This is a genomic window from Kocuria rhizosphaericola (assembly GCF_044462205.1).
GTDB classification, from domain to species: Bacteria; Actinomycetota; Actinomycetes; order Actinomycetales; family Micrococcaceae; genus Kocuria; species Kocuria rhizosphaericola.
Genome location: NZ_JBISWK010000155.1, coordinates 1 through 21,192, shown reverse-complemented (window position 1 = coordinate 21,192; position 21,192 = coordinate 1). Strand labels below are relative to the sequence as shown.

The following is a 21,192-nucleotide window of genomic DNA, read 5'->3' as shown; positions in this document are numbered from 1 at the left end:
ATCGCTCCGTGCGGGCCCGGGCGGAACCATGTGGTCATACCATAAGCTGTGGTGTGGACCACACCGGCCGCCCCGATCCACCGGAGGAGATCCCATGACCGCCCCCAGCACGCACCGCTCCCCCGCCCCCGTTCCCGCGGCCCTGCTGGAGGACCTCCGGAGCGGGTGCGGCCGCGACGCCGTGGTGACCTCGGAGCTCGAGCACCGCGCGCTGGCCCACGACGCCTCGCACTACCTGCTGCAGCCCGCGGCCGTGGTGCGCCCGCGCTCGGCCGCGGACATGGGCGACCTCTTCCGCGCGGTCGCCCGCCACGGCCTCGGCCTGACCTTCCGCTCCGGCGGGACGTCGCTGTCCGGGCAGTCCGTGACGGACCAGGTGCTGGTCGACGTCCGCCGGAACTTCCGGGGGATCGAGGTGCTGGACGGCGGCCGGCGGGTCCGCGTCCAGCCGGGGGCCACGGTGCGGCAGGTCAACGCCCGGCTGGCCCCGCACGGGCGCAAACTGGGACCGGACCCGGCGAGCGAGGCCGCGTGCACGATCGGCGGCGTGGTGGCCAACAACTCCTCGGGCATGGCGTGCGGGACCGAGGCCAACACGTACCGGACCCTCGAGTCCATGGTGTTCGTCCTGCCCTCGGGGACCCGGGTGGACACCGCGGACCCGGACGCCGACCGGCGGCTGCGCGAGCTCGAGCCCGCCCTGCACGAGGGCCTGCTGCGGCTGCGGGACCGGGTGCGCCGCGACCCGGCGTCGGTGCGCACGATCCAGCGGCAGTTCTCGATGAAGAACACCATGGGCTACGGCCTCAACTCCTTCCTGGACCACGACGAGCCGGCGCGGGTCCTCGAGCACCTGCTGATCGGCAGCGAGGGCACCCTGGGCTTCGTGGCCCAGGCGGTCTTCCGGACCGTGGAGATCCTGCCCTTCGCCGCCACCGGGCTGCTGGTGTTCCCGGACCTGGCCGCGGCCACCCGGACGGTCCCCGCACTGGTGGCGGCCCGCTCCGCCACGGTCGAGCTGCTCGACGCCACGTCCCTGAAGGTCTCCCAGCGCACGGGCCTGGCCCCGGCGCAGATCCTGGACGTCGACGTCCACGACCACGCCGCGCTGCTCGTGGAGTACCAGGCCCGCACCCCCGAGGAGGAGCAGGAGCTCTCCGCGGGCGCCGCCGAGCTGTTCCGCACCCTGGACCTCGCGGCGCCGGCCGCCCTGACGGACGACCCCGCGGCCCGCGCGGCGCTGTGGACCGTGCGCAAGGGCCTCTACACCACCGTGGCGGGAGCCCGGCCGAGCGGGTCCAACGCGCTGCTCGAGGACGTCGTCGTCCCCGTCGCGGAGCTCGGCGAGACGTGCGAGCAGCTCACGGAGCTCTTCGACGCCCACGGCTACCGGGACTCCGTGATCTTCGGGCACGCCAAGGACGGCAACGTGCACTTCATGCTCAACGAGCAGTTCGACCGCCCGGACCTCCTGGCCCGCTACGAGCGCTTCACCGAGGACATGGTCGCCCTGGTGCTCGACCACCACGGCTCGCTCAAGGCCGAGCACGGCACCGGCCGCAACATGGCGCCGTTCGTGCGCCGGCAGTACGGGGACGAGCTCTACGACGTCATGGTCCAGCTCAAGCGGCTCGTCGACCCGGGCGCGCTGCTGAACCCGGGCGTGCTGCTCAACGAGGACCCCACGGTCTACGTGCGGGACCTCAAGACCGCGCCCACGGTCGAGCAGGAGGTGGACCGCTGCGTGGAGTGCGGCTACTGCGAACCGGTCTGCCCCTCGAAGGATCTCACCCTCACCCCGCGGCAGCGCATCGTGGGCCGCCGGGAGATCGCGGCCGCGCAGGAGCGCGGGGACACGGAGCTCACCGCCCGGCTGCGCGCCGAGTACGACTACGAGGGCCTGCAGACGTGCGCCGTGGACGGGATGTGCGTGACAGCCTGCCCCGTGCTGATCAACACGGGCGACCTCGTGCGCCGGCTGCGGGCCGAGGACCACAGCCGGGTCGCGGACGCCGGCTGGGGCGCGGCCGCGAGGGCGTGGGGGGCGACGACGACGGGGGCGGGGCTCGGCCTGACCGCCGCGAAGACCCTGCCCACCGCGCTGCCGGCCACCGCGACCGCCGCGGCCCGGGCCGTGCTGGGCGCCGAGCACGTGCCGCAGTACAAGGACGAGCTGCCGGCCGGCGGCCCGCGCCGGCCGCGCCGGCAGGACCCGGCCGCGGAGGCCGTGTTCTTCCCGGCGTGCATCAACGCGATGTTCGGCACGGCCGCGCGTTCCGGGGACGGCACGACCCTGACCGCCTCCGAGGCGTTCCTGGCTCTGTGCGAACGCGCCGGGGTGCACGTGACGGTCCCGGAGGGCATCGGCAACCTGTGCTGCGGGACGCCGTGGAAGTCCAAGGGCCTGCCCACCGGGTACGCCACGATCTCGGAGCGGACCCTGGCGGCCCTGTGGGAGGCGACCCGCCAGGGCGAGCTGCCGGTCGTCTGCGACGCCGCGTCCTGCACCGAGGGCCTGGAGACCATGGCCCAGCTGGCGGCGGCGTCCAGCGAGCACCACGCGCTGCGGTTCGTGGACGCGGTGGAGTTCGTGGCCGACCGGGTGCTGGGGCGGCTGGCCGTCAGCCGGCCGATCGGGTCGATGGCCCTGCACCCCACGTGCTCGAGCGTGCACCTGGGCATCACTGGTGCCTTCGAGACCCTGGCCCGGGCGATCAGCGACGACGTGGTCGTGCCGGCGGACTGGGGCTGCTGCGGCTACGCCGGGGACCGCGGCATGCTGCACCCCGAGCTCACCGCCTCGGCCACCGCGGCGGAGGCCCGCGAGGTGGCCGGGCGCCGCTTCGACGCCTACGCGTCGCTCAACCGCACGTGCGAGCAGGGCATGACGGAGGCCACCGGGCACCCGTACCGGCACGTGCTCGAGCACCTGGAGGAGGCGACTCGCTGACCCGCGCCCCCATTCACGTTGTGCACAACTGAGTTGTGCACTCTTGAGTTGCGTGTCATGATGAGGGCATGGACGCAGATCTCCGGCTCGACGCGCAGCTGTGCTTCGCGCTCTACGCCGCCTCCCGGGCCACGACCGCGGCCTACCGCGAGCCGCTGGCGGAGCTCGGCCTGACCTACCCGCAGTACCTCGCGCTGCTCGCGCTGTGGGAGGAGGACGGCCAGACCGTCTCGGCGCTCGGCTCCCGTCTGCGCCTGGACAGCGGCACCCTCTCCCCGCTGCTGAAGCGGATGGAGACGGGCGGCCTCCTCGAGCGCCGCCGGGGCCACGACGACGAGCGGCGGGTCACCGTCCACCTCACCCCGGCCGGCCACCGGCTGCGCGAGCGCGCCCCGGCCGTGCAGCGGCGGGTCCTGGAGGCCTCAGGGCTGACCCCCGCCGAGATGGAGACGCTGCACCGGCTGGCCCGCAGGATCGGCGCCCCAGCCGACGGGGACGCCACGGACACCACCACCCACCCCACGACCACCCAGGAGTGACCACCATGGACACCGTCTACACCGCCGAGGCCCTCGCCACCGGCTCCGGCCGCAACGGCCGCACCCGCACCACCGACGGCCGGATCGACCTGGGACTGGCCGTCCCGCAGGAGATGGGCGGCTCCGGCGAGGGCGCCAACCCCGAGCAGCTCTTCGCCGCCGGCTACGCCGCGTGCTTCCACTCCGCCCTGCAGATGGTCGCCCGGCAGCAGAAGGTCGAGCTGGGCGACTCCAGCGTCGGCGCCCGCGTGGGCATCGGCGGCAACGGACAGGGCGGCTTCGGCCTCGAGGTCACCCTGGAGGTCGTGCTCCCGGACCTCGACCAGGACACCGCGCAGTCCCTGGCCGACAAGGCCCACCAGGTGTGCCCGTACTCGAACGCCACCCGCGGCAACGTCGACGTCCTCGTGACCGTCGCCGAGGACTGATCCCCCGCCCTCCCCGCCCCCTTCGACCCCCAGGAGAACCGATGACCCCGCCCACCAGCACCCGCCAGGTCGTGCTCGCCTCCCGCCCCGACGGCGCTCCCGTGCCCGAGAACTTCCGGCTCGAGGGGGCCTCGCTGCCCGAGCCCGGCCCCGGCCAGGTCGTGGTCGCCAACCGATGGATGTCCGTGGACCCGTACATGCGCGGGCGGATGAACGACGTGAAGTCCTACGTCCCGCCGTTCCAGGTGGACCGCCCGCTCGACGGCGGCGCCGTGGGCGAGGTCGTCGCCTCCGCCGTTCCCGAGCTGCCCGTGGGCGCCACCGTGCTGCACGGGGCGGGGTGGCGCGAGCACGCGCTGATCGACGCCGGCTCCGCCACCGTGGTGGACCCCGCACTCGCCCCGGAGTCGGCCTACCTGGGAGTGCTCGGCATGCCGGGGCTCACCGCGTACGCCGGGCTGATGGCCGCCGCGCGGTTCCGGCCCGGGGACACGGTGTTCGTCTCGGGCGCCGCCGGAGCCGTGGGCTCGCTGGTCGGCCAGATCGCGAGGCTCAGCGGCGCCGCGCGCGTGGTGGGCAGCGCCGGCTCCCCGGAGAAGGTCGCCCGCCTGCTGGAGCTCGGCTTCGACGCCGCCTTCGACTACCACGACGGCCCGGTGCTGCCCCAGCTCCGGCGCGCGGCGCCCGAGGGCATCGACGTGTACTTCGACAACGTGGGCGGCGAGCACCTGGAGGCCGCGATCTCGGCGCTGAACACGCACGGCCGCGTGTGCCTGTGCGGCGCGATCTCGCAGTACAACGCGACCGAGCCCCCGGCCGCGCCGCGGAACCTGGCACTGGCGATCGGCAAGATGCTGAGCCTGCAGGGCTTCCTGGTGAGCGGTCACCAGGACCTGGGACCGGAGTTCCGCGAGAAGATGGCCGGCTGGCTGGCGGCCGGCGAGATCGAGTGGGACGAGACCGTGCGCGAGGGGCTCGACGACGCCCCGCAGGCCTTCATCGACCTGCTCGCCGGGGCCAACACCGGCAAGATGGTGGTCAGGCTCTGAGGCCGGCGCCGGGGCCGGCTCAGCCGTTCCGGGCGAGCCGGCCCAGGGGGCTGTTCTCGAAGTCGTCCAGCAGGGCCTGCGGGTCCGCGTAGACGGCCACGGCCCCGGCCTCGCGCAGCTCCGTCTCGCTGATCCCGCCGCTCGTCAGGCACACGGCGTCGAGGCCGAGCTTCCAGGCGGACTCGACGTCCCAGCGGGCGTCCCCCACCACGATCGCGTCCTCGGGACGGAGGTTCCCGGCCTCCAGCGCCGCGGCGAAGATGTCCGGGGCGGGCTTGCTCTGTTCGGCGTCGGTGGCGGTCGTGACCGCCGTGAGCAGGTCCTCGGAGCCGAGCGCCTCCCGCATGGCGGCCACCTCGGTGACGTTCGACGACGACGCCAGCACCACCACGAGGCCGGCGTCGGCGCAGCGGCGCAGCAGCTCCGCGGCGCCCCGGGTGGGCTTCAGCCCCGGCCAGTGCACGGAGAACAGGGCCCCGTGGGCGTCGCCGATGGCCTCGTCCCCGTCCTTGTCCCGGTCGCCGGGCAGCAGCTCGTCGATCAGCTGCTCCGAGCCCATGCCGATGAGCCGGTGGATGCGGTGCATGGGGACGTCGTGGCCGGCCTGGTTGAAGGCGTGCCACCAGGCGACGGTGTGCAGGTAGCTCGAGTCGATGAGGGTGCCGTCGACGTCGAAGAGGACGCCCCGAGGGGAACCAGTGCGGGTCATGCCGTCCAGCATCGCACCGATCAGCCTGCCGATCCATCGTGGCCCGGGTCCCGGGGCCGGGACTCAGCCGGCCGGCCCGCGCCTTCTGCGTCGCACCATCAACAGGGTCGCGAGGCCCACGGTTCCCACCGCGAGGACGCCCAGGAGTGCCATCAGCGGGCCGTCGCCACCGGGGCCGGTGACGGGCGGAGCGAGGTCCACGCCGTCGCCGGACGTCGCGTAGCGCAGGACGACGGCGGCCGCGGCGTCGCTCATCTCCTCGAGGCCCTGGAACTCGATGTTGGTGATGTCATCACAGGCCCGGTGGAAGCACGGGTCGTAGGGCTCGCCGGCCCGGCCGTCGAAGCGCCGCGCGTCCCGGCCGGTCATCGTGTGGTCGTCACCCGTGTAGAGCCCGCCCGAGGGGATGCCGGCCTCGATGAACGCGACGTAGTCGCTCTCCCCGTCGAACCCGGTCTCCCCCGAGGCCAGTCCCACGGAGTCGAAGTACTCGTGGAACGCCTCCTCGATCGCGCCGGACCCGACCGGGGCGTCATAGGAGTCGTGGTCCCCGAATCCGGAGCCGTCGCCGTCGTAGACGAAGCGGCCGTAGTTGGGGGAGCCCATCATGTCGAAGTTCAGGTACATCGCGGTGTCCTCCAGACCGGCAGGATCGTTGCCGGCGAGGTCGCTGACGTAGTGATCGGATCCCAGGAGACCGATCTCCTCGGCGCCCCACCAGGCGAACCGGACGGTGTTCTCGACCTCCGTGTCCGCGAGCGCCTCCGCGATCACGAGGACGGCCGCGGAGCCGGAGCCGTTGTCGTTGATCCCCGCGCCCTCGGGCACGCTGTCCAGGTGGGCGCCGACCACGATGGTGTTCGCCGGGTCGCCCGTCCCTGTGTCCGCGATGACGTTGTAGGTCTCGCGCAGCTCGGAGACTGTCTCGGCGGTCACGGACACCTCCTCCGCGTCCAGCAGCTCGACCCCGGCTTGGTAGCTCAGCCCGATCACCGGCACGGTGACGGCGCCGGGTTCCTCCAGGGAGCCCCTGGCCGGCCGGTCGTGGCGCCACTCCCCGGAGCCGAAGACGAGCACCGCGGAGGCACCGGCCGCCTCGGCGTTGGCGGCCTTCCGCCCCGAGGAGCACTCGCCCTGCTGGACGAGGGCGACGCTGCCCGGGGCGAAGCCCTCGAAGTCCCCGGTCTCGCAGCCGCTCGTGCTGTCCCCGGGGGAACCGTCCGTGTCCACTGCCTGCAGCCGGCCGGTCACCTCCCCGGAGACGGAGTGCTCCACCGCTGCGACCTCCCGGGAGGGCAGGCGGGTGCGCGCGCCGTCGTCGGCGACGGTCGCGACCGTCGCCGGGGCGACCACCTCGAAGTACGGCACACGGAACGTCTGGAGCCGCGGCTCGTAGCCGGCCTCGCGCAGCGCGCCCACCATATGGTCGACGCTCGCCCGGTAGCCGCTCGTGCCGGCGGCACGGTTGCCGTCGTGGTCCGTCGCGATCTCGTCGAACGCCTGCAGGTGGACCCGCAGCCGGTCGGCGGAGACCGCCTCCGTGATCCGGCGCGTGGCGTCGTCGAGCTGGGCCTGGGCGGGCGGCGCGCTGACGGCGGTGACGGCGACCGAGAGGGCCCCCGCGAGCGCGGCGGACCGCCACCAGGGGCTGCGCCGGTCGCGGAGCGGATGCGGTGGCCGAGGACGTCGTGGTCGGGTGCTCAACGGGCGGCGGGGTTGCGGCGGCGGCGCACGAGGAGGACCGCGAGCGCACCGAGCAGGCCGACGGCGAGCAGAGCGGCTGCCGCCGGACCGAGCGCTCCGCCACCCAGCGGTTCGTTGTCCACCGCGCCGCCGGCCCCGGCGGCCTCGTCGCCGGTCTCGTCGCCGGTCTCGTCACCGGCGTCGTCGGTGCCGGCGGCCGGGTCCTCGTCGGTGCTCCCGGTCAGCTCGTCGAGCGCCAGGGTGTGGACCATGCCTTCCTGGCCGGGCACCAGCAGCACGCCGTCGACCACGATCGGCCCGGCGGGGGCCAGCGGCTCGTCGGACAGCTGCCGGGCGCCCGTGAGCGCACCCGTGCCGGTCTCGACGGCGCCGATCTCCCCCTGGGTGGTCGTGTACACCACGTGCCCGTCGACCACTACGGGAGGTGCCTTGATGGGCCCGGAGTCGTGGGACCACCGCTCCTCGCCCGTCTCGAGGTCCAGGGCGTGGAGCCGCTGGGTGGTGGGGCTGCCCACGTACACCACGCCGTCCGCGACGGCCGGAGCTCCGGACTTGTTGTTGGGCACGAACGGGCCGTCGCCCAGGTGCACCTCCCAGAGCACTTCGCCGGTGTCGGCGGAGAGTCCGTGGGCCCAGTGCTCGAGGCGCTCGGCGGGCACGATGTCCCGGTGGGAGGTCGTGACCACGACGTTCTCGGAGACGGCCGGCGGGACGTCGTCGAGGCCGGACCGCACCTCCGGCAGCGCGGTGGTCCAGGTCATCTCCCGGGCGTCCATGTCGTAGCCGATCACCTTCGGGCCGCCGTCGAACGCCCCGGCGTAGAGCATGCCCTCGGCGGCGGCCGGGGCGGACATGCTCATGACCGCCCCGACGTCCACCCGCTCGAGGCCCTCCCCCGTCGCGGCGTCGATCACGTGCAGGTGCCGGTCGCCGGTCGCGGCGTGGATCCGGCCGTCGTGCAGCACGGGGGTCGGCATGACGTGGGCGTCCACGGGGTACGCCCACTTCTGCTCGCCCGTCCCGGCGTCCAGCGCGAGCACCCCGCCGGGGCCGTCACCGCGCAGGCCGTCACCGCGCTCCTGGCCGCGGTCCCCGTATCCGACGTAGACGGTGCCCTCGGAGACGAGCATCTCGGAGTGGATCCAGTTCGGGGCCTCGGCCTCCCAGACCTGCTCGCCGGTCGCGAGGTCGAAGGCGTGCAGGGTGCCGCTGCCGTGGGTGCCCACGTACAGCCGGTCCCCCACGACCACGGGCGTGGCACGGACCTCGTCGGGCAGCCGGAACCCTGCCTCGGCGGGGACGACCGAGCCGTCCGTCTCGATCACGGGGTTCTTCTCGGGGGTGAGCCGGTACTGCGTCCACTCCTGCGGGGAGTCCACCGGGGCCTCGGCCGCCGCCGCGGGGCCGGCACTCAGCAGGACGAGGGCGCAGGTCAGGACTGCACAGGTGTTCCGGAGAGGAGTCATCCTTCCAGTGTGGAACGGCGACCGCCCCCGCCGACAGCCGAGTTGCAGAGGAAAATCACCGGCCGGACGGGTTCGGGTTCTCTCCGGTCACTGTTCCGGCGCCTCATGGGCGGCGTTGCCCGGGCCGTTCCCCTGGTCCACGGTGGCGGGGCCGAGCGGGAGATCCCGGTCTCGCTGCTGCCCGCCCGCGCCGTCGACGTCCTGGGTGGAGGCCGCGAAGCGCAGGACCACGGCGGCCGCCGCGTCGGTCATCTCGTCCAGGCCGCGGACGTCGACGTTGGCGAGATCGTCGCACGCACCGTGGTAGCAGAAGTCGTAGGCGACCCCGGCCCGGCCGCCGAACAGGGCCGCCTGCTCCGCGGTCTTGATCCCCTCGGCGCCCGTGAAGAGGCCGCCGGAGGGAATGCCCTCGGCGATGAACGGCCCGTAGTCGCTGCGCCCGTTGAACTCGGTCTCGCCGGAGGCCAGTCCCACGGAGCCGAAGTGCTCGTGGAAGGCCGCCTCGATCGCGGCGGAGCCCTCCGGCGCCGTCACGGGACCCTCGGGGCCCTGCACGGGCGGGAACGCGGAGTGGTCGCCGTCGTAGACGAAGCGCCCGTAGTTCGGGGAGCCGATCATGTCGAAGTTCAGGTACAGCGCGATGTCCTCCAGCGCCCCGGGATCGTTCGCCTTCAGGTCAGCGACGTAGTGCTGGGACCCGCGCAGGCCGAACTCCTCCGCGCCCCACCAGACGAAGCGCACGGCGTTGGCGGTCTCCGTGCCCGCGAGCGCCTCGGCGACGGCCAGGATCCCCGCGGAGCCCGAGCCGTTGTCGTTGATCCCCGCGCCCTCGGGCACGCTGTCCAGGTGGGCGCCGACCATCACCGTGTTCCCGGGGTCGCCCGTGCTCGTCTCGGCGATGACGTTGTAGGTCTGGCGGTTCTCGGAGACGGTCTGCGCCGTCACGGTCACCTCGCCCCCGCCCAGCAGTGCGGTGCCGGCCGCGTGGCTGAGCCCGACCACCGGGAGGGTCGTGGCACCGGGCTCCCCCAGCGTGCCGGCGACCACGCCCTCCTCGCCGGGCAGGCCCGTGTTGAAGATCAGCACGGCGGACGCCCCGGCGGCCTGCGCGTTGGCGGCCTTCACCCCGAACGTGCACGTGCCGCGCTGGAGCAGGGCGATGTTCCCGGCCACGAAGCCGGCGAAGTCCTCCGCCTCGCAGCCGCTGGTGCTCGCCTCCCGGGCGCCGGTGGTGTCCACGGCCTGCACCGGGGCGGTCACCGTGCCGGAGCCGGAGTAGACCATCACGGCCGCCTCCGCGGCGGTCAGGGTCCGCGGGACACCGCCCGGTCCGGGCACGGCCACCGTCGTCGGGACGACCTCCTGGAAGAACGGGAAGGTGAACTCCTGGACCCGTGGGGCGTAGCCGGCGGCCCGCAGCCGGCCGAGCACGTAGTCCACGCTGCCCCGGTAGCCGGGCGTGCCCGAAGCGCGGTTGCCGCTGTTGGCGTGGGCGACGGCCTGGAACACCTCGAGGTGCTCCAGCACCTGCTCCGGCGGCACGGCCACGGCGGTCCCGGCGGCCGCTCCGGCGCCGTCGCCCTCCCCCGGCGGGGCCGCGACGGCGCTCGGCACCGCGAACGCGAGGGTGCCGGCCAGGGCTGCGGCCACGGTCCAACGGCTGGGTGTGCGGTGCGGCATGGGTCCTCCCGGGGCCAGGGGCCGATCGGGGGCTCGACCGTATCCGTGTTCGGCTCCGCCGGACGGGTGGAGCGCTGTGCACAGAATCCCAGCTCCAGGTCAGAGGCACAATGGCCGGACAGGTTTTGGGAAAGGGAACGGTCCCGCCCCGGCGTGGACCTGCCGGGGCGGGACCGTTCGGCGCTCGTGCGCCGGGGCTGTCAGGCGGCTGCCTCGTCGTGGCCGTGGCGCCACTTCAGGGCACCGGCCTCACTGCGACTGCCTCTCCTCGGCGGCGTTGCTCGGGCCGTGGCCCTGGTCGACCGTGGCGGCCGGAATGGGCCCCACGGCGGTGCGCAGCCGCCGGCCCTCCTCCTCGAGGTCCTGCGTGAAGTTCGCGAAGCGCAGGACCACGGCGGAGGCCGCGTCGGTCATCTCGTCCAGCGTCCGGACGTCGATGTTGCTGAGGTCGTCGCACGACGCGTGGTAGCAGAAGTCATAGCCGATGCCGGCCCGCCCACCGAACAGCGCCGCCTGCTCCACGGTCTTGATCCCCTCGGCGCCGGTGAAGAGGCCGCCGGAGGCAATGCCCTCGGTGATGAACGGCCCGTAGTCGCTGCGGCCGCTGAACTCCGTCTCGCCGGAGGCCAGTCCCACGGAGCCGAAGTGCTCGTGGAAGGCCGCCTCGATCGCGGCCGATCCAGCCGGGGCGGGCACCGAGCCGTCCTCCGGACCGAACGCCGAGGCGTCGCCGTCGTAGACGAAGCGGCCGTGGTTCGGGGAGCCGATCATGTCGAAGTTCAGGTACAGCGCGACGTTCTCCAGCGTCGCGGAGTCGTTGCTCTTGAGGTCCGTGACGTAGTGCCGGGACCCGAGCAGGCCGAGTTCCTCCGCGCCCCACCACGCGAAGCGCACGGTGTTGGCGGTCTCCGTGCCCGCGAGCGCCTCGGCGATGGCCAGGATCCCCGCGGAGCCGGAGGCGTTGTCGTTGATGCCCGGGCCCTCCGGGACGCTGTCCAGGTGGGCGCCGACCATGACCGTGCGCTCCGGGTCCCCCGAGCTCGTCTCGGCCAGGACGTTGGAGGTCTCCCGGCTCTCGGAGACGGTCTGCGCGCTGACCGTCACCTCGCCCCCGCCCAGCAGCGCCGTGCCGGCGGCGTAGCTGAGGCCGAGCACGGGAATGTCAGCCAGCCCCGGTTCGCCGAGGGTGCCGGCGACCACGCCCTCCTCCCCGGGCAGGCCCGTGTTGAAGATCAGCACCGCCGACGCCCCGGCGGCCGCCGCGTTGGCGGCCTTCGTCCCGAAGGCGCACGTGCCCCGCTGGAGCAGCGCGATGTTCCCGGCCACGAAGTCGGCGAAGTCCTCGGCCTCGCACCCGCTGGTGCTCGCGGCCGGCTCTCCGGTCGTTCCCACGGCCTGCACCGGTGCGGTGACGGTCCCGGAGCCGGAGTAGGTCATGACCGCGACGTCCTCCGCGGGGAGCTGCCTGCCTCCTGCGCTGACCGTGGCCGGTCCGACGACCTGGAAGAAGGGGAAGGTGAAGTCCTGGACCCGCGGGGCGTAGCCGGCGGCCCGCAGCCGGCCGACCACGTAGTCCACGCTGCCCCGGTAGCCGGACGTGCCCGAGGCACGGTTGCCGTCGTTGGCGTTCGCGATGGCCTGGAAGACCTCGAGGTGCTCCAGCACCTTCTCGGAAGGCACCTCTGCCGCGGTCACAGCGACCACTCCGGCAGGGTCGGCTTGGCGGCGGCGGGGGCGTCGTCGTCGCTCTCGGGACCGGTGCTCGACCAGGTGAGGGCCGCTGCGGCGGCCGCGGTCCGGTGGTGGTGGGTGCGGTGGCGCATGGGATCTCCCGGGGCAGGGGCCGATCGGGGCTCGACCAGAACAGCGGCTTCATCGAGCTGATGGAGCGATGTGCACAGAATCCCAGCTCCCGGGCGGGGGCACAATGACCGTGCGCATTGTGGCAGAGCGAACGGCCCCGCCCCCGGCGCGAACTGCCGGGGGCGGGGCCTTTGAGCACTCGTGCGCGGAGGCCGTCAGGCGGCCGCCTTGTCGTGGCCGTGGCCGTTGCCGCGACCGTGCTCGGAGTGCGGGCCGTGGCCCCGGTCATTGCCCTGCGGGTGGCCCACAGCACCCTTGCCCTTCTGCTGGTAGGGCTCGCCCTCGCCGTTGACGTCATGCGTGGACATCGCGTAGCGCAGGACGACGGCCGCGGCGGCGTCGGACATCTCCTCCATGCCCTGGAGGTTCACGTTCGTGATGTCGTCGCACGCGGAGTGGTAGCAGGAGTCGTAGGCGACGCCGGCCTGGCCGCCGAACAGCGCGGCCTGCTCCTCGGTCTTCACGCCCTCGGCGCCCGTGAAGAGACCGCCGGCCGGGACGCCGGCCTCGATGAACGGCCCGTAGTCGCTGCGGCCGCTGAACTCGGTGTCGCCGGAGGCCAGTCCCACCGAGGCGAAGTACTCGTGGAACGCCGCCTCGATCGCCCCGGAGCCCTCGGGGACGTTCGTGTCGCCGGGATCGAAGGTGGAGGCGTTGCCGTCGTAGACGAAGCGCCCGTAGTTCGGGGAGCCGATCATGTCGAAGTTGAGGTACAACGCGATGTCCTCGAGCGCCCCGGGGTCGTTCGCGGCGAGGTCCTGGACGTAGTGCTCAGCGCCCAGCAGGCCGAGCTCCTCCGCGCCCCACCAGGCGAAGCGCACGTTGTTCTCGGTCTTCGTCTTGGCCATGGCCTCCGCGATCGCGAGGATGCCCGCCGACCCGGTGCCGTTGTCGCTGATGCCGGCGCCCTCGAGCACACCGTCCAGGTGCGCGCCGACCATTACCGTGTTCCCTGGGTCGCCCGTGCCGGTCTCGGCGAGGACGTTGTAGGTGGTGCGGGTCGCCGAGACGGTGTCCGCAGCGACGGTGACGTCCTGGGCGTCCAGCAGGTCCACGCCGGCCTGGTAGCTGAGCCCGACCGTCGGCAGGGTGGTTGCCTCCGGGGAGCCCAGGGTGCCGGCGACGACGCCCTCGGCGTTCGGCAGGCCGGTGTTGAAGATCAGCACGGCGCTCGCGCCGGCGGCCTCCGCGTTGGCGGCCTTGGTCGCGAAGGAGCAGCTCCCGCGCTGGATCAGGGCCACGTTCCCCGGCACGAAGTCCGCGAAGTCCTCGGCCTCGCAGCCACTGGTGCTGACCGCCGGGGCGCCGGTGGTGTCGACCGCCTGCACCGGGCCGCTGACGGCGCCCGTGCCGGAGTACGTCATCACGGCGACGTCCTCGACGGCGAGCTGCGTGCCGTCCGCACTGACCGTGGTCGGGCTGACCTCCTGGAAGTACGGGAAGGTGAACTCCTGGACCTCCGGGGTGTAGCCGGCGGCGCGCAGCTTCTGGACCACGTAGTCGACGCTGGCCTGGTAGCCGGAGGTGCCCGAAGCGCGGTTGCCGTCGTTGGCCTCCGCGATGGACTGGAAGGCGTTCAGGTGCTGCGTGAGCTTCTGCTGAGTGACGGCCTGGGTGATCTTGTGGGTGGTGTTGTTGTTGCTGTTGTCACGGGTGGGGGCCGCGACGGCACTGGTCGCCGTGAGGGTCAGGGCGCCGGCCAGGGCGGCCGAGGTGATCCAGTGGCTGGGCTTGCGGACGGGCATGGAACCTCCAGGTGAGCGGCGGCCGGGAGGTGACCCGGCCGTGACGCGGTTCACAGTCATCGAGGGATGACGCGGATTTGCATATGCTCACAAATGGGTTACTGACCGGTCAATGACTTTTGTCCACTGTTCGGCGGACGGTGCAGGGCCCTGACACGGCGCCGGCGGCCCGATTTCCCACGCGCGCGGCCAGGTGGCTATGATGGAGCAGTTGTTTCCGGCCGAGACCGGATGCTTCACGGGATGTGGCGCAGCTTGGTAGCGCGCGTCGTTCGGGACGACGAGGTCGCAGGTTCAAATCCTGTCATCCCGACCATGTGATGTCTCAGGACATCGGAAACACCCCGGACCTGTGGTCCGGGGTGTTTTTCGTTTTCCTCGCGCCGAGCCGGTGCTCGTAGCGGCAGATCCGGTCCGGGCACGCTCCAGCTCGTTGCACTCAGCCGATGTAATTCACCGTCTGTACTTCCCTTTGGGTCACAGCATGTCCATGGCATTGAGGATCACAGGGCCCATGATCACGATCAACAGCACTGGCAGAATCAGCAGCATGAGGGGAATGACGATCTTGACCGGGATCTTCATCGCCTGCTCTTCGGCTCGCTGACGGCGCTTGCGGCGCATTTCTCCCGCTTGCGTGCGCAATACGGTGCTGATCGAGATGCCGTAGGCATCGGCCTGAATGACCGAGCGAGTAAAAGCCCGGAGATCCGGTACGTCGGTGCGCTCCTCCAGAGCGAGATACGCCTCCTTCCGGGCTACGCCCACACGCATGTCCTGGAGAGTGCGCAGGAGTTCTTCGGCGAGAGGACCTTTTCCGTTCTCCCCCGCCCTGGACATGGCCGACTCGAAGCCAAGGCCGGCCTCGACCGCGATCATCATCTGGTCGAGCGTGTCCGGAAGCTCCAGCCCGATGGCCTTCTGGCGTTCCTTGCCTCTGCTGTACAGGAGGAGGTCGGGAACGAAGTAGGCGACCCCCGTAAAGACGATGACGAGCGCGATCATCCGCCCGCTCGAGTTCGCGCTGAGCAGCAAGAGTCCCAGCATCAGCGCGACGCCGGCCAGGAGCGGCTTGAGCGCAAGGAGTCGAGGTAGCGGCCAGGCAGCCGGCCGCCCTGCGAGCGCATGCAACCGGTCGAGCCGGGCCGCACCCCGGGGGGTGGTCAACCGTTGGGCGAAACCGAACGCCGGTCGGCCCGGACTCGGCCCGAGCACGAGCTCCTGGTCGAGCCCCCGGCCCAGATTCTCGCGCACCAGCCGCTTCGACGTCCCGACGTTGGTGAACAGGGCCCACAGAGCGAGTGCAACAGCCGCGGCGAAGGCGACGATCGCAAGAGTCAACGGGGACGACATGTGGGATTCCTTCTTGTGCAGGCGACGGGCAGGAGTTAGGACTCAGAACTTGAAGGTGACGATCTTGCGCATCCAGAGCCCACCGGCGATCAGCATGACCACAGAGAGAACCATCAGCCCGTAGCCGAGGATGCTCTCGAAGAGCGGTTGCATGAAGCCCGGGTTCAGAATGGACAGGACAACTGCGACGACGAAGGGCAGCCCCATGAGGATGTAGGCGGACATCTTCCCCTCCGCGCTGAGCGCCTTCACCTGACCACGAATCTGGTTGCGCTCACGGATCGTTTGCCCCACTTGATCCAGGACCTCCGCGAGGTCGCCGCCCACCTCTCGGTGAATGCCGATGGCCTGGGCAACCCAGCTGAAGTCCTCGCTGTTCATCCGCGTCGCCGTTTCCTCCAGGGCATCATTGAGGTCGCGCCCGATACGGGTGTGGTTCACCACCCGGGCCAGTTCGTCAGTGGTCGGCACCTGTGCTTCACGGGAGACGGCATCGATGGCGCGCAGAAGGCTGTGCCCCGCCCTCAGGCTTCCGGCGAGCAGTTGGAGCGTGTCGTCGAGCTGATTCGCAAAGGCCCGTTGCCTCGTGCCCAGCTTCACTGACAAGAAGACCTTCGCTCCGAGGGGCGCCAGCACCAGGAACAGCAGCGCCAGCAACGGGCCGTTGAGCAGGTAACCGAACATGGCAGCCACCAGAGCCGCGATGGCGACCATGACGAGGAAATCTGCGGGGGCGAGTCTGATGCCGGCGCGGTCGAGGACCTGGCCGATGGACCGTGCCCAGCCATAACGGTTGAGGGCTTCGGTGATGGCATCCGTCGTGATGCCCGTGGCACGACTCAGGAAGGACGGTGCTTCCGCAGCAGGCGGCCGACGGCGTTCCTCAGGAAGCCTCGGAGTGGAGGAGCTAAAGGTGACGAACAGCAGCAGCATGATCGCCAGGACGCACAGCACGAGCCCTGCGATCAGCATCAGCGTCCCCGTCCCACAGCCGCGGGAACCTCGAACAGCTTCGGCGAGACCTGGATGCCGAGATCCTCGAAACGGTCGATGAATCGGGGGCGCACCCCTGTTGGAATCGCCTTGCCGAGGAACCGGCCGCTGGCGTCAACGCCCGCACTGTAGTCGAAGATGAACGCATCCTGGAGTGTGACGATCTCCCCCTCCATTCCCTGCACTTCGGTGATGTGGGTGACACGACGAGTACCATCCCGCAACCGTGTGAGCTGGACGACGACGTCGATCGCGGACGAGATCTGCTCCCGAACTGCGCGTAGCGGCAGGTCCATGCCTGCCATCAACACCAGGGTTTCCAGACGCGAAATGACGTCCCGTGGGGAATTGGCGTGGATGGTGGACAGCGACCCATCGTGTCCCGTGTTCATGGCCTGCAGCATGTCGAGCGCTTCGCCACCACGACACTCACCGATCACGATGCGGTCGGGTCGCATACGGAGAGAGTTCTTGACCAGGTCCCGGATGGTGATCTCACCCTTGCCCTCGATGTTCGAGGGGCGGCTCTCCAGACGGACCACGTGCTCCTGTTGCAACTGGAGCTCCACGGCGTCTTCGATGGTGATGATGCGTTCGTCGTGCGGGATGAAGGAGGACATGACATTGAGCATCGTGGTCTTGCCCGTGCCCGTGCCTCCGGAGATGAGGATGTTCAGGTGCGCCTTGACGCACGCGTTGAGCAACTCCGCCATCTCCGGGGTCATCGATCCGAACCGGACGAGATCGACCACTTTCAGAGGGTCAGCGGCGAACTTCCGGATGGTCAAGGACGAGCCGTTGACGGCCAACGGCGGAATGACCGCGTTGACGCGGGAACCGTCCTCGAGCCGCGCATCCACCAGTGGGGAGGACTCATCGATCCGACGACCGACCTTGGAGACGATCTTCTCGATCACCCGTCGCAAATCCTCTTCGGACTTGAACTGGGAATCGCTGAGGTGCACGCGTCCCTCTTGCTCGATGAAGATCTGATCGGGTCCGTTCACCATGATCTCCGTGACGGAGTCATCGTCGAGGAACTGCTGCATCGGGCCGAAGCCGAGGACGTCGTCGCTGATCTGCCTGACCAGCCGTTGTCGCTCCTCTGTGGTGAGCGGCACCTGCTCGGCATCAATGATCTGTGCGAGTTCTTCTCGGGCATAGGCCTGCAGAGAGGACTCGGTCAGCCCCGAGTCGCTCAGACGACTGCCGAGACGCTCGAACAGAGCCTCACCGACACGATGTTTCAGGGTGGCGAGGGCGTCGACCCGTGGCACCACGGGGGCGGGTGCCGGCGTCGGCATGAACACCGGCATGATTGCTTCGGACGGGTCCAGCGGCGGGTTCTCAGCGGCAGGTTGCGCCTCTTCAGTACCCCGGGCGGCGTTGAGCCTGTCGGACAGCTTCACTGCAGCACCGCCCGTCGGTGCACGGCCTTGCGGGGAACTGTGGTCTGGGAAGGATCGAAGCGAGCCACCAGGCCACTCAAGGCCTTCGCCGCCTTGTCGCGCGACGCCTCCTGCAGGATCGGCTCGCCTTTGTTGGTGGAGTACGTGACGGCTTTGGACCGTGGCACCACGACGTCCACGGGAGTCCGGATGGTCGCCTCGACGTCCTGCACGGTCAACCCGCTGTAACGATCGGCCATGTTGACGACCACGTGACGGGACCCGGGAAGCATCTGCAGTTCGCTCAGCACGTCGATCTCCTTGCGGAGGCCGCGCACACCCGGTACGTCCATGCCGGAGAGGAAAACCACGTCCGTTGCCGCTTCCAGAGCAGCGAGTGTGTGCTCCCCGAGTCCGGGAGCGGTGTCGATGACGACGTACTGGAACTCGGTGGCAAGCTGCTCCAGCATGTGACCGATTTGGTCGGCGTTGATGCGGTCCGCATCCGCCGGGGACTCGGGAGTGCACAGGGCGTAGATCGATGCCGGGTGGACGCTCAAGAAGGTCTTGAGGACCATCGAATCCTGCGCCGCCGCACCAGTCACCGCGTCCGACAGCGTGTGCTCGGGAACGAGATTGAGGACCGCGGCGACGTCTCCGAACTGCACGTCCAGATCCACCAGCACCGTCGACATGGGAGCTATTTTGCCGAGCCCAATGGCGAGATTCGCTGCGACCGTGGTCTTGCCCACTCCTCCCTTGGGAGAGGTCACGGCGATGACCCGCCCTTGCCGACGGGACGCCGGCGCATCCTCCGAGATGGCCCCACGACGGCGGCTGTCGGCGGCGTGGCAGGCACGTTCGAGCAGGACCCGGACGACGTCCACCTCGGCGCCCGGCTCCAGGATGTCGCGGATGCCCACCCGCATGGCTGCCAGCGCGAGCTCCGGATCAGCGCCCGCCACGAGAACCACACTGATTTCCGGGAACTGGACGTCGAAGATGCCGGCCAGGCCGAGGGCCTCGTTGACGTCAACGCCTGGCCCGAGCAGCAGAACAGCTGGCAGCTCGCCGATCACCCGACGCAACAGCTCATCTGGGGTGTCCGGTATCTGCACGTTGTAGATGGTCTGCACGGAGCCTGGAATCCGGCCGGCGATAGCCGTCTGTACACGTTGCTCGAACGTCACGTCCGAGGTGACGAGTAGGAATCTGCTCATTTGAAGAAGTCCTCCATGCTGGCACCGGTGTCGTTCCACTTTGCTTCTACTGGTTGCTTCGCCAACCACAGCGTTCCGAACTCCGCGGCGAAGACGGTCTTCTCGGCCGCTGCCGCGTCCTGGGCCAACGTGACCAGCAGGGCACCCTCGGGAACGGGCGGAGTGTCGGCAGTCGGTTCGTCGCCGCCGGCCTCCGCTGCGGCGGGCGCGCCCTGGACGCTGGTGACCAGGACCCGGTGGAACACGAGCTCCGTGGCAGGTTTGTCACCCGGCCCCTCCTCGAAGGAAGCAAAGATGCCCACGAACTCTCCGGCCTCGAGCTGACCGCCGACGACTCGATCAGGACTGAGCTGGACGGTGACCTCCTGCAGTCCCTTCGGCAGAGCGACGCGGCCAGGTTCCTGGAGCGAGTTGAGCGTGACGAGCCGGCCGCCCAGCAGCTGCTCGTCCGGCTGGAGAGCTACAGCGGTCACGCGACCTTCGAACTCCTCGAGGTCCACGACGGCGTCCTCAGCAACGGCCGTCAGCGGCAGCGCCTGTTTCCGTAGATGTTTTCCAAGGTCTTCGACGGGGGTTTCCGCGGGCACCGCAGTGTCGACGACGTAGACTTCCTTGTTCTCCAGGCCCTCGAGGGCTCGTGCGTCGGCAGCTCGGACATAGCCGGAGACGAGCACGGCACCCACCAGGGCGAGGACCACAGCCATGACGGCGGCGATGACACGAACTTTCACGGGGCGATCTTTCTACTCGGTCAGGGAGACGACGGTCGCGCCCAGATCAGGGCCGCCGGTGGTGAAGCCCTCGTCCAGGGCGGAGAAGGTGATGAACTCACCGATGATGCCGTTGCAGCTGCCGGTGCACGTGGCCCCGGCGATGGTCGTGTTGTTCACCGCGTTGCTGGGAAACCGCCAGCCGTGGATCGTGAAGGCGGCCCATCCGGAGATGTGGTAGGTGGCACCGGCACCTGTGCCGGTCTTGTCGTCGTACACGGGCAGGAGGATCGTCTCTCCCACCAGGGACGGGACCAGGACGGTGGAGCAATCGCTGGGCATGCTCGCGCCCATGCTGCTGGGAACAGTGGTGTTGATGTCGACCTGGACCTCGCAGGATCCCGTCGATCCGCCGAGCCACGAGAAGCCGCCCGGTAGCGTCGCGCCCGACGGGCTCGTGCTGGTGCAGTCAGGCGTTCCGGAGCCGTGGGTCTTGATGACATGGATGCCACCGTCAAGATCGAAGACGCAGGGCGCGAAGGCGAGCGGAAGCATGGCCGGCCCGCCGGCGGGACTGCCCCAGGTCGCAGTCGATGTCGCAGACACAGTCTCCTCGTCGATGCCGAGCAGAGGCGCGAACATCAGTGCAAGGGAGCCGGCTCCACCACTGTCCCGGGTCGTTGCCCGAATCCGGACGGAGGTCGGGGTGGGGAACGTCGGTGCGTCGACGTTGGCGGCGTTGTCCTTGGCGTTCGAGTTGGCGAAGGTCTGGGCAGTTGCGCTGGGGACACCACAGCTTCCGACTGCGCAGTCCTGGGCGATGGCCAGGGCTGCTGCGTCGCTACCGCTCTGCAGCTCCGCACGTTCCGCGTAGAGAGCGCCGGTGTCGATGACAAGTGCGGCAGCGCCGAGCAGTACGACCAGAGAGAGGGCGACGATCACGGAGATGCCCCCCCGCTCCCCGCGCCGCAGCCGATCGATCAACCCCCGCATCGCATGGCCGCCGTTCCTCGTATGTTGACGTTGGCCCCGAACAGCCCGGTAACGAAAGTGTGGTTGTGCTGGATAGTCACCGTGGCAGTGCTCCCCGCCGTACAGCTGGCGGGGGTCACTGTGATCTCCCCATCGGTCATGGCCGGAATCAAGGACGGAGACGCCGCAATGGCCGTTGCTCGTGCAGCCGCAGGATCATCCTGGATGGCCATGGTGCGAACGGCCTCGCGTGCTGCATGAGTTACCGAGATCTGCGAGTTGAAGGCGAACCCCATTTCGACAATCCCCAGAAGTATGGTCAGAAGAAGTGGGATCGCGAGTGCGAACTCGACGGCCACTGCTCCTCGGTCGGAACGAAAACGGCTCATGATCCCCTCCTTCGAGCCGAAACGGGCCGCGGCG

General features: G+C 70.4%; 18 protein-coding genes and 1 tRNA gene. 5 read left to right on the top strand and 14 right to left on the bottom strand.

All coding sequences use genetic code 11. From position 1 onward, the window contains the following. Nucleotides 1-94: 94 nt before the first annotated feature. The 4 genes from ACH9D2_RS15715 to ACH9D2_RS15700 all read left to right on the top strand — a co-directional run bounded on the left by ACH9D2_RS15715 (nt 95) and on the right by ACH9D2_RS15700 (nt 4,966). Nucleotides 95-2,950, top strand: coding sequence for an FAD-linked oxidase C-terminal domain-containing protein (locus ACH9D2_RS15715; RefSeq protein ID WP_396363758.1), 2,856 nt, complete (start codon nt 95-97; stop codon nt 2,948-2,950). 68 nt (nt 2,951-3,018) lie between these two features. After that, a complete protein-coding gene (locus ACH9D2_RS15710) occupies nt 3,019-3,489 on the top strand; it encodes a MarR family winged helix-turn-helix transcriptional regulator (protein WP_396363757.1) in 471 nt (156 codons plus the stop codon). A 5-nt stretch (nt 3,490-3,494) separates the two neighbouring features. Next, nucleotides 3,495-3,917 carry an organic hydroperoxide resistance protein gene (locus ACH9D2_RS15705; protein WP_396363756.1) on the top strand — a complete coding sequence of 141 codons (423 nt, stop codon included), beginning with the start codon at nt 3,495-3,497 and terminating at the stop codon, nt 3,915-3,917. 41 nt (nt 3,918-3,958) lie between these two features. Next, the gene (locus ACH9D2_RS15700) at nt 3,959-4,966 is read left to right on the top strand and encodes an NADP-dependent oxidoreductase (protein WP_396363755.1); all 1,008 of its coding nucleotides are present in this window, start codon (nt 3,959-3,961) and stop codon (nt 4,964-4,966) included. A 19-nt stretch (nt 4,967-4,985) separates the two neighbouring features. Here ACH9D2_RS15700 and ACH9D2_RS15695 read toward each other — a convergent pair whose 3' ends face one another. From ACH9D2_RS15695 to ACH9D2_RS15665, 7 genes are all read right to left on the bottom strand, one after another. Beyond that, complete coding sequence (locus tag ACH9D2_RS15695) at nt 4,986-5,675, bottom strand: HAD-IA family hydrolase (protein ID WP_396363754.1); 690 nt, start codon at nt 5,673-5,675, stop codon at nt 4,986-4,988. 63 nt (nt 5,676-5,738) lie between these two features. Continuing rightward, a complete protein-coding gene (locus ACH9D2_RS15690) occupies nt 5,739-7,379 on the bottom strand; it encodes a M28 family peptidase (protein ID WP_396363753.1) in 1,641 nt (546 codons plus the stop codon). Further along, a complete protein-coding gene (locus ACH9D2_RS15685) occupies nt 7,376-8,845 on the bottom strand; it encodes an outer membrane protein assembly factor BamB family protein (protein ID WP_396363752.1) in 1,470 nt (489 codons plus the stop codon). Before ACH9D2_RS15685 ends, ACH9D2_RS15690 begins: the two co-directional genes overlap by 4 nt. An 87-nt stretch (nt 8,846-8,932) precedes the next feature. Continuing rightward, nucleotides 8,933-10,525, bottom strand: coding sequence for a M28 family peptidase (locus tag ACH9D2_RS15680; protein WP_396363751.1), 1,593 nt, complete (start codon nt 10,523-10,525; stop codon nt 8,933-8,935). A gap of 249 nt (nt 10,526-10,774) precedes the next feature. Further along, on the bottom strand, nt 10,775-12,205 hold the full coding sequence (locus tag ACH9D2_RS15675) for a M28 family peptidase (RefSeq protein ID WP_396363750.1): 1,431 nt from the start codon (nt 12,203-12,205) through the stop codon (nt 10,775-10,777). Nucleotides 12,206-12,216: 11 nt separating this feature from the next. After that, complete coding sequence (locus ACH9D2_RS15670; protein ID WP_396363749.1) at nt 12,217-12,348, bottom strand: hypothetical protein; 132 nt, start codon at nt 12,346-12,348, stop codon at nt 12,217-12,219. Nucleotides 12,349-12,543: 195 nt separating this feature from the next. Continuing rightward, the gene (locus ACH9D2_RS15665) at nt 12,544-14,133 is read right to left on the bottom strand and encodes a M20/M25/M40 family metallo-hydrolase (protein WP_396363748.1); all 1,590 of its coding nucleotides are present in this window, start codon (nt 14,131-14,133) and stop codon (nt 12,544-12,546) included. A 239-nt stretch (nt 14,134-14,372) separates the two neighbouring features. Here ACH9D2_RS15665 and ACH9D2_RS15660 point away from each other — a divergent pair. Next, nucleotides 14,373-14,449: transfer RNA gene (locus ACH9D2_RS15660), tRNA-Pro, on the top strand. Nucleotides 14,450-14,610: 161 nt separating this feature from the next. On the opposite strand, the gene ACH9D2_RS15655 is transcribed toward ACH9D2_RS15660, so the two are convergent. From ACH9D2_RS15655 to ACH9D2_RS15625, 7 genes are all read right to left on the bottom strand, one after another. Then, nucleotides 14,611-15,486 carry a type II secretion system F family protein gene (locus ACH9D2_RS15655; protein ID WP_396363747.1) on the bottom strand — a complete coding sequence of 292 codons (876 nt, stop codon included), beginning with the start codon at nt 15,484-15,486 and terminating at the stop codon, nt 14,611-14,613. A gap of 42 nt (nt 15,487-15,528) precedes the next feature. Next, entirely contained in the window at nt 15,529-16,458 is a 930-nt protein-coding gene (locus ACH9D2_RS15650; RefSeq protein ID WP_396363746.1) for a type II secretion system F family protein, read from the bottom strand. Beyond that, nucleotides 16,458-17,888, bottom strand: a complete 1,431-nt coding sequence (locus ACH9D2_RS15645) for a CpaF family protein (RefSeq protein WP_396363745.1) — start codon at nt 17,886-17,888, stop codon at nt 16,458-16,460. The genes ACH9D2_RS15650 and ACH9D2_RS15645 overlap by 1 nt, the downstream gene beginning before the upstream one ends. Further along, entirely contained in the window at nt 17,885-19,087 is a 1,203-nt protein-coding gene (locus ACH9D2_RS15640) for an AAA family ATPase (protein ID WP_396363744.1), read from the bottom strand. Before ACH9D2_RS15640 ends, ACH9D2_RS15645 begins: the two co-directional genes overlap by 4 nt. After that, nucleotides 19,084-19,818: a Flp pilus assembly protein CpaB gene (gene cpaB / locus ACH9D2_RS15635; protein WP_396363743.1), complete on the bottom strand. Its 735-nt coding sequence runs from the start codon at nt 19,816-19,818 to the stop codon at nt 19,084-19,086. The genes ACH9D2_RS15640 and cpaB overlap by 4 nt, the downstream gene beginning before the upstream one ends. 12 nt (nt 19,819-19,830) lie before the next feature. Next, nucleotides 19,831-20,739 (bottom strand): pilus assembly protein TadG-related protein, encoded by a 909-nt coding sequence (locus tag ACH9D2_RS15630; RefSeq protein WP_396363742.1) that lies wholly within the window; start codon nt 20,737-20,739, stop codon nt 19,831-19,833. Between the two features lie 38 nt (nt 20,740-20,777). Beyond that, the coding region (locus ACH9D2_RS15625; protein WP_396363741.1) for a TadE/TadG family type IV pilus assembly protein at nt 20,778-21,192 on the bottom strand (415 nt) is incomplete at its 5' end.